This window comes from Actinomadura sp. 7K534 (genome assembly GCF_004348575.1).
Lineage (GTDB): Bacteria > Actinomycetota > Actinomycetes > Streptosporangiales > Streptosporangiaceae > Spirillospora > Spirillospora livida.
In genome coordinates this window covers 1-8,039 of the sequence record NZ_SMKB01000292.1, presented here as the reverse complement: position 1 = coordinate 8,039, position 8,039 = coordinate 1, and the positions used below count along the sequence as shown (strand labels likewise).

The following is an 8,039-nucleotide window of genomic DNA, read 5'->3' as shown; positions in this document are numbered from 1 at the left end:
GGGGCCGGCCCCGCCGCGTCAGACGGGGGCGGGCGGGGCGGTGGAGAGAAGGTGCAGGATCAGCGAGCGCAGCGCCGCGATCGCCGAGGCGCGGTCGCGCGCGTCGCAGAGCACGATCGGCACGTGCGGGTGGAGTTCGAGGGCGGCGCGCACCTCGTCCGGGGAGTAGCTGAACGAGCCGTCGAACTCGTTCACCGCGACGAGGAACCGGAGGCCCCGGTTCTCGAAGAAGTCGACGGCCTCGAAGCAGTCCTCCAGGCGGCGGGTGTCGGCGAGCACGACGGCGCCGAGGGCCCCGGCGGCCAGCTCGTCCCACAGGAACCAGAAGCGCCGCTGCCCGGGGGTGCCGAACAGGTAGAGCACGATCCCGTGCTGCTCGATCGTGATCCTGCCGAAGTCGAGCGCGACGGTGGTGGTCGTCTTCCCCTCCACCCCGCCGAGATCGTCGATGCCGACGCTCTCCGAGGTGATGAGCTCCTCGGTGCTCAGCGGCTCGATCTCGCTCGCCGCGCCGACGAACGTCGTCTTCCCGACGCCGAAACCGCCCGCCACCAGGATCTTCACCTGGGTCGGGAGCCCCTCAGACTCGTTGTAGGCCATCGAGCAGTGCCTCCAGAAGGGCTCGGTCGGTGGGGTCGGCCGCGATCCGCGCCTCCTGCACGGTCATCACGCCGCGTTCCACCAGATCGGAGAGAAGGACTTTGGTGACCGCCGTGGGGAGCCGCAGGTGGGCCGCGACCTCGGCGACCGACGTCGGCGTCCGGCACAGTTCGAGCGCCCTGGTGTACTCGACGTCCAGCGCGGGGGAGAGCCGGACGGACACCATCAGGGTCAGCATGTCCAGTTCGACGGTCGGGTGGGTGCGCCCGGCGGTCACCGTGTAGGGGCGCACGAGCCGGCCGGCGTCGTCGTCGAGCCAGACCTCGTCGTCCTCGGGCCTTACCTGGTCTCCGGACGTCATGTCGGCCGGTCTCGCTCGATCGCCGTGGCCGCGGGCCGGACCGCGGTGTGCAGGAACGGCCGGACGGACCTGATGAGCCGGGCCATCTCGAAACCGACCACGGCGGGGTCGGCGTCGGCGCCCGCCAGCACCGCGAGCACCGAATTGTAACCGGCCCAGGAGATGAACAGCTGGCTGGATCTGAGCTCCGCCACCACCTGCCGCACCTCGTTGCTGTCGTCGAATTTCGCTCCGGTGCTGCGCGCTATGGAGAACAGCCCGGAAGCGAGCGCGGAGAGCTGCTCCGCGCTCGTGCGGTCGAATCCGTGGGCGGCTTTCAGCATGCCGTCCGCGGAGAGCAGCACGCTGCCGCGTATGACCGGAACCTCTTCGCCCAGCCCCTGCAACAGCCAAGCAAGATCTTGGGCCTGGTTCGGGGCGACGCCGCTCAATGAACGCTCCTTATCATGAGTCCTGCCTCGCTAGTTGACGCCGTCCGGCTCCTCCGCAGAAATGTCCGCCTCCTGGGCGCTGCGCATTCCTCGCTGGAAAGCCGCCATCAGTCCGGAGTTGTGCACGACCTCCCGGTCCTCTTCTTCCTCGTGCTGCGCGGGCGCGGGCGCTTCGGCCAATTCGGGTACGAGGTGCGTCTGCGCCTGGCGGCGCGGCAGCGCCGGCCGCTCCCCGGCGTTCGGCGGGACCGGCGCCTCGGCCCGGCGCGGGGACTCCCCGGCCGGCGGCCGGGCGGGCGGCGGATCGCCGGTGGCGCCGCGGCCCTCCGGCGCGGGTTGCGGTGCCGGCTGCTGCGCGGATTCCGGGCGGGCGTGCGCCGGGGACGGCCGGGGCCGCTCGCCGGTGTCCTCGGGCTGCCCGCCGTCCAGTTCGCCCGGCACGACGACGACGGCCTGCGTGCCGCCGAAGACGTTGCCCTGCAGCTGGACGCGGATCTTGTGCCGCCGGGCGAGCGCGGAGACGACGAGGAGCCCGATCCGCCCGTCCTTCAGCAGCTCGTGGGTGTCGCCCCGGTCCTGGTCGGCGAGCAGGGCGTTCAGCCGGCGCTGCTCGCCCCGGGGGATGCCGAGGCCGCGGTCCTCGACCTCGATGGCGAGGCCCGCGCTGACCCGCTCGACCCGGATGAGGACCTGCGTGTGCGGCGGGGAGAACCTGGTCGCGTTCTCGATGAGCTCGGCCAGCAGGTGGACGACGTCCGCCACCGCGCCGCCGTGCAGGTTCCCGTCGGCCGGCGGCACCACCTTGACCCGGTTGTACTGCTCGACCTCGGCGATCGCCGAGCGCAGCACCTCGTAGAGGGTGACCGGCCTGGTCCAGCGGCGGCGCGACGAGGCGCCGCCGATCACGGCGAGGCTCTCGGCCTGGCGGCGGGTGCGGGTGGTGAGGTGGTCGACCTTGAACAGGCCCTTGAGCAGGTCCGGGTCCTCGACCTGGTTCTCCAGCTCGTCGAGGCCCTGGATGGCGCGGTGCGACAGCGTCTGCATCCGCCGCGCGAGGTTGACGAAGACGTCGACCCGGCGGCCCGATTCGGCCGCGGGGTCGCGGTTCGCGGCGCCCACCACGGCGTTCCAGGCCGCGGCCTGCGCCCGCTGCAGCTCGTACGCGAGCTGCGCGACGGAGTCGCCGGCCTCGGGGGCCGGGAGGTCCTCGCGGCACGGCTTGGCCGACTCGCCCGCGCGCAGCCCGGCGGCCAGCCGCTGCAGCTCGCGCCTGCCGCGGGCGACCAGGAACCCGAGCTCGCCGAGCCGCCGCCGCAGCTGCTCGTCCTCGCGGGTGCGCCGCCGGATCAGCCGCCGGGACGCCGTCTCCGCCCCCGCCACCGCGGCCAGCAGCGTGATCACGGCTCCCACGGCCAGCATGGCCAGGATCAGGCGCGTCTCCCGGTTCATGGCGTCGTCGCTGTACAGCGTGGTCACGGCGATAAGTCCGAGAAGTCCCATAATTGCTGCGGGAAGCACGGAAATGGTTCGGTGGTAGGCGCGCATTCCGTCCCGTCCGCGCCGGTCGTGGGCCGGCGCCCCGCCGGTTTGCCGGACGTCCGGGGGCGCGGCCGTTGCGGCGGGTTCGAAATAGTCAGGCATCGGGGTCCTCGGCGTCGACAGCGAGATCACGATACTGGGGGATACATGCTCGTATGAGTACGGCTCGTGTCCAGGCTGTCACAACGTCTTATCGGGGAAACAAGGATTGCTGAGATTCCCTCATCCGGGGCGGGCAACGAGGCAACTGGTCCGAAATGTCCAATTTCCCCGATTTTGAAGTCGATCCATGTGGTAGGCGTGCGGCTTAGATCGTGCTATTCGCTAACAAGGACGACCAGAAATGCCCTCAACGGACACCTAATAACACCGGTCACCACACCATGGGCCGACCGGTGCCCCTCCGAACCACCCGGTTGTGGCGCTTGAACACGGCCCTGCGGTCGGCTGGGGCATCGTGTCCCTTTGACCTGCAACGATATTGGTCTGATATCAACGGCCGATCAGTATCAATATTGGACAGGGTGCGCCGGGTTGTGATCACTTGGGGTCCGTGATCAGACATCCCGCCCGAATCCTTCGCACGCGGCTCGGTGCCGCGGTGCTCGCCGCGGCCACCGTCTTCGGCACCGCCGGGTGCGGTGCGTCCGCCCATGGCGCCGTCCCGCGCGGGGCCACCGCGGTCGCGGCGGCCGAGCGGCCGCTGCCCGGCACGATCGTCCGCGACGACCTGCGCGCCGTGTTCGACGCGGCCGGCGTCCGCGGCACGTTCGCGCTGCTGGACGTGCGCACCGGGAGCACGACCGTCGTGGACCGGCGCCGTGCCGAGACCCGGCTGGTGCCCGCCTCCACCTTCAAGGTCCCGCACGCGCTGGTCGCCCTGGAGACCGGGGCGGTGCAGAGCCCCGGCGAGGTGATCCCGTGGGACGGGACGCCGCAGCCGTTCCCCGACTGGGAACGGGACATGACGATGCGGGAGGCCGTCCAGATCTCCAACGCGGCCGCCTTCCAGGTGATCGCCCGCCGGATCGGCCCCGAGCGCGAACGGCGGTGGCTGCACCGGCTCCACTACGGCAACCGCGAGATCGGCACCGCGGCGGACCGCTTCTGGCTGGACGGTCCGCTGCGGATCTCCGCGGTGGAGCAGACCCGGTTCCTGGAGCGGCTCGCGGCCCGGCGGCTGCCCGCCTCGCGGGAGCACCAGCGCACCGTCCGCGAACTGATCAGACAGGAGGAGGGGGACGGGTACGCGCTGTTCGCCAAGTCCGGCTGGGAGAACGCCCCCGGTCCCGGCACCGGCTGGTGGGTCGGCTGGGTCGAGCGCGGCGGGCACGTCCACACCTTCGCGCTGAACATCGGCATCGGCGAGGCGGGCGACGCCGGGAAGCGCGCCACCGTGGCGCGTGAGCTGCTGCGGCGCCTGCACGTGCTGCCCGCGTGAACGTATCCGCCTCCGACCACGGCGACCGCCGCACGGTCGCCGTGGTCGTCGCCGTCCAGGCGGCCATCTCCCTGGGCTACTTCTCCGCGATGGCGCACCTCGTAGTCCACCTCAGGGACGACCTGGGGCTCGCGGCCGGGCTGATCGGCCTGGTGCTGGCGCTCCGCAACCTGGTCCAGCACACGCTGTCCCTGCCGGTCGGGGCGCTGGTGGATGTGCTCGACCCCGTCCGGGCGGGCATGCTCGCCTGCGTCCTGCGCGCCACCGGGTTCGTCCTCCTGGGCACCGTGTCCGCGACCCCGGGGCTGGTCGTCGCGGCGCTGCTGCTGGGCACGGGCGGCGCCCTCTTCCACCCCGCGGCGCAGTCGCTGCTGGCGGGACTCGCCGACCGGCGACGCGGCCGCGGCTACGCGGCGTACACGATGACGCTGCAGGCGGCGGCGGTCCTGGGACCGGCGCTGGGCCTGGCCCTGCTGAGCGTCGGCTACTGGCTCGTGGCCCTGGTGTCGGGAGGGCTCTGGCTGCTGGCGGCGTTCCTGTTCTCCCTGCTGAAGCGGGTGCCGCGCCTCCCGTCCGGAAGCGGGGCCGTCGCCGGGGTGCGGACGGCGGTGCGGGACCGGGTCTTCATGTGGTTCGTCGTCGTGTCGATGCCCGCGATGCTGCTCGCGGACCAGGCGGCGGTGGTGGTCCCGCTCGGCGGCGCGTCCGCCGGCGCGGTGACCGTGTTCTCCTGCGTCCTGGCGGCGGTGTCGGCGGCGGTCCAGCCGTGGTGCGCCACGCGCGGCGAACGTCCCGGTGTCCTGCGCGCCGGCCTCCTGTGCGCAGGCGCCGGCTACCTGCTGCTGGCGACCGGCGCGGGAACCGGGGGACCGGGCCTGATCGCGGTGGCCGTCCTGCACGGCTTCGCGGGCGGCCTGCTGCAACCGGCGGTGTTCCAGACCGTCGCCAGGCTCGCGCGGCCGTCGCGCTACGGGACGTACCTCGGCGTGCGCGCGTTCTTCGCGGGACTGCTCGCGTTCGCCGGCGGCATCGCCGTGAGCCGCGCCTTCGAGAGCGGCCCCCGCGGAGCGACGGCCGCGCTGGCCGCCCTGGCCCTGCTCGCCTGCGCCGCAGCGGCCGCCACGATGCGGCGCGACCCCTCAGGGACGGCGCTGGTCCAACGCGGGCGAGCCCGTCCCGCCGGGGACCCGCTCGGCGCCCGCCGCCGGAAGCGTGAGCTCGAAACGGCACCCCACGCCGGTGTTGCGGACTGAGACGCGACCGGCATGGGCCTCCACGATGCCGCGGACGATCGCCAGCCCCAGCCCCGCGCCGGTGTCGCCGAGGCGCCGCTGCCGCCCGCCGGCGTCGTCCTCAGCAGGCGGGACTGCCGCCGGGGTCCGGGCCGGGCCGTCGCGCCAGCCTGTTTCGAACACCCTGGGCAGGTCCTGCTCGGGGATGCCGCCGCACGCGTCGTCGACCGCGAGGACGACCCGGTCGCCGTCCCGGTGCGCGCTCACCGCGACGGTGCCGTCGGCCGGTGTCGCGCGGATGGCGTTGACCAGCAGGTTCCCGAGGACCCGCGTGATGCCCTGGCCGTCGACCCGCACGGGCAGCCGCGCGATGCCGCCGTCGCGCAGCCGCACCCCCCGCTGCTCCGCCAGCGGCCGGGCGGTGGCGATGGCGTCGTCCACCAGGTCGTAGATCGAGATCCGGGCCAGGGTCAGCTCCAGGGATCCGGCCTGGATGCGGGACAGCTCGAACAGGTCGTCGACCATGTCGGACAGCCGCTCCACCTCGGCGCGGATGCGGGTGTGGTACCGGCCGGGCTCGGCGACGACGCCGTCCTCCAGCGCCTCGGCCATGGCGCGGAGCCCCGCCAGCGGGGTGCGCAGATCGTGCGAGATCCACGCGACCAGGTCCCGGCGGGAGGCGTCCAGCGCCCGTTCCCGCTCCTGCGCCGCCCTGAGCCGGGCGCCGGTCTCCTCCAGGGCGGCGGCGAGCGCGGCGAGCTCGGCGATCGGCGGGTCCGCGGGGGCGACGAACCCGGCCTCGCTGCCGACGGCCCGCGCCGCCACCGCCAGTTCCCGGCTGCCCGCGGCGATCCGGCGCCCGAACAGCAGCGCCGCGCCGAGCGACACCGCGCCCGACACGGCGACCACGATCAGCACCACCTGGAAGTCGTGCGGGGACAGGAACATCTCCACCGCCACCGCGATCGTGCCCGCGGCCATCGCGACCACGGCGAGCGCCGCGACCGCGAACATCGACAGCACCACCGGACGGCGGCGCAGCAGCGTGACGGCGGGGGCGGCGAGCATCCCGGCGAACAGGGCGCCCAGCGCCGCCAGCCCCACGATGACCAGTACCTCGCTCATGGGGGCGGCACCTCGTCTCCCGGCGGGTCGAAACGGTAGCCCGCGCTCCACACGGTCCGGATGAGCTTGGGGGCGGCCGGGTCGTCCTCGACCTTCTCCCGCAGGCGCCGCACATGGACGGTGACCGTCGAGGCGTCGCCGAAGTCCCATCCCCACACGTGCCGCAGCAGCTCCTCGCGCGCGAACACCCGGCCGGGACGGCGCAGCAGGAACGCCAGCAGGTCGAACTCGCGGGCCGTCAGGGCCAGCGGCCGGCCGCCGCGTTCGGCGCGCCGGGCCGCCGGATCGACGACCAGGTCACCGGCCCGCAGCGCCGCCGAGGCGGCGGCGGTCGGCGGAGCCTCGGCGCGGCGCAGCACGGACGCCACCCGCAGCACCAGCTCGCGGGGGCTGAACGGCTTGGAGATGTAGTCGTCCGCGCCCAGTTCCAGCCCCAGGATCCGGTCGGGCTCCTCGTTGCGCGCGGTGAGCATCACCACCGGCACGGGCGGCCCGTCCCCCGACCGCAGCCGGCGGCACACCTCCAGGCCGTCCAGGCCGGGCAGCATCAGGTCCAGCACGATCAGCCTGGGCCGCAGCGCCGCGGCCATCTCCAGCGCGGCCGGGCCGTCGGCGGCGTGCGCGACCCGGTGCCCGGCGCGGGCGAGGTATCCGGTGACGACCTCCGCGACGGTCGGATCGTCCTCCACGACCAGTATGTGGCCGCCGGCGGCAGCGGGACTCAACGATCAGCTCTTCCCGGGGGCGAGGTCGGCGGCTCCGAACGAGACCGAGAACCGCTTGCACCAGATTACGGCGCTGCGGAACCCGGACACATCGGCACCGGCGGGGACGCCGTAGTTCTGGTCGCCGAGGTTGCCCTTGAGCTTGCCGAGCTCGACCGCCCCCTTCCCGAGCCCGTCCCGCACCGCGCCGGCGTCCCGCCGCGACAGGTAGACCCGCACGTCCGGCCCCTCCGACGTGCTCAGATCCTCCAGGCGCAGCAGCCGTTCCCCGTTCGCGAGCCGCACCGTGAACGCCTTGCCGCTGGTGCCGTGCTCATGGCTGACGAACCGCCCTCCCGCAAGCCGCACGGGCCCCTCCTCCTGCCTGGCCACGGCGGCAGACGGCGAGACGGACGGCGAGGCGGACGGCAACGCCTCGTTCACGGTGGTGTCAGTGAACGCCTTCCACGGCTGAAAGAGATAGAGCCCAACCCCAGCGGAGACCACCAGGACCGCCAGCAGACCAACGACAACACGACGGGACATCACGATCTCCAGGCCAGGATGAACGGACGACCACGACCGGCCGCCCCGGACATCCCAACC

General features: G+C 73.3%; 9 protein-coding genes. 2 read left to right on the top strand and 7 right to left on the bottom strand.

The window, feature by feature from the left end; genetic code table 11:
- Window positions 1-18: 18 nt before the first annotated feature.
- From E1266_RS33130 to E1266_RS33115, 4 genes are read right to left on the bottom strand one after another with little or no spacing between them, the layout of a single operon-like run.
- A complete protein-coding gene (locus E1266_RS33130) occupies window positions 19-600 on the bottom strand; it encodes an ATP/GTP-binding protein (RefSeq protein ID WP_132053865.1) in 582 nt (193 codons plus the stop codon).
- Complete coding sequence (locus tag E1266_RS33125; RefSeq protein WP_132053863.1) at window positions 581-961, bottom strand: DUF742 domain-containing protein; 381 nt, start codon at window positions 959-961, stop codon at window positions 581-583. The genes E1266_RS33130 and E1266_RS33125 overlap by 20 nt, the downstream gene beginning before the upstream one ends.
- Window positions 958-1,392 (bottom strand): roadblock/LC7 domain-containing protein, encoded by a 435-nt coding sequence (locus tag E1266_RS33120; protein WP_132053861.1) that lies wholly within the window; start codon window positions 1,390-1,392, stop codon window positions 958-960. The genes E1266_RS33125 and E1266_RS33120 overlap by 4 nt, the downstream gene beginning before the upstream one ends.
- A 30-nt stretch (window positions 1,393-1,422) precedes the next feature.
- Window positions 1,423-2,868, bottom strand: coding sequence for an ATP-binding protein (locus tag E1266_RS33115; protein ID WP_243719192.1), 1,446 nt, complete (start codon window positions 2,866-2,868; stop codon window positions 1,423-1,425).
- A 616-nt stretch (window positions 2,869-3,484) separates the two neighbouring features.
- Here E1266_RS33115 and blaOXA point away from each other — a divergent pair.
- Both blaOXA and E1266_RS33105 read left to right on the top strand, forming a co-directional pair.
- Entirely contained in the window at window positions 3,485-4,372 is an 888-nt protein-coding gene (gene blaOXA / locus E1266_RS33110; RefSeq protein WP_243719190.1) for a class D beta-lactamase, read from the top strand.
- Window positions 4,369-5,625 carry an MFS transporter gene (locus tag E1266_RS33105; RefSeq protein WP_132053859.1) on the top strand — a complete coding sequence of 419 codons (1,257 nt, stop codon included), beginning with the start codon at window positions 4,369-4,371 and terminating at the stop codon, window positions 5,623-5,625. The genes blaOXA and E1266_RS33105 overlap by 4 nt, the downstream gene beginning before the upstream one ends.
- On the opposite strand, the gene E1266_RS33100 is transcribed toward E1266_RS33105, so the two are convergent.
- Genes E1266_RS33100 through E1266_RS33090 form a run of 3 tightly spaced genes read right to left on the bottom strand, consistent with a single transcriptional unit; the run spans window position 5,512 to window position 7,802 of the window.
- Window positions 5,512-6,729, bottom strand: a complete 1,218-nt coding sequence (locus tag E1266_RS33100) for a HAMP domain-containing sensor histidine kinase (protein WP_132053857.1) — start codon at window positions 6,727-6,729, stop codon at window positions 5,512-5,514. The two genes, E1266_RS33105 and E1266_RS33100, sit on opposite strands and share 114 nt — an antisense overlap.
- On the bottom strand, window positions 6,726-7,454 hold the full coding sequence (locus tag E1266_RS33095) for a response regulator transcription factor (protein ID WP_132053855.1): 729 nt from the start codon (window positions 7,452-7,454) through the stop codon (window positions 6,726-6,728). Before E1266_RS33095 ends, E1266_RS33100 begins: the two co-directional genes overlap by 4 nt.
- Before the next feature lie 3 nt (window positions 7,455-7,457).
- Complete coding sequence (locus E1266_RS33090; RefSeq protein ID WP_243719188.1) at window positions 7,458-7,802, bottom strand: DM13 domain-containing protein; 345 nt, start codon at window positions 7,800-7,802, stop codon at window positions 7,458-7,460.
- Window positions 7,803-8,039: the final 237 nt, after the last annotated feature.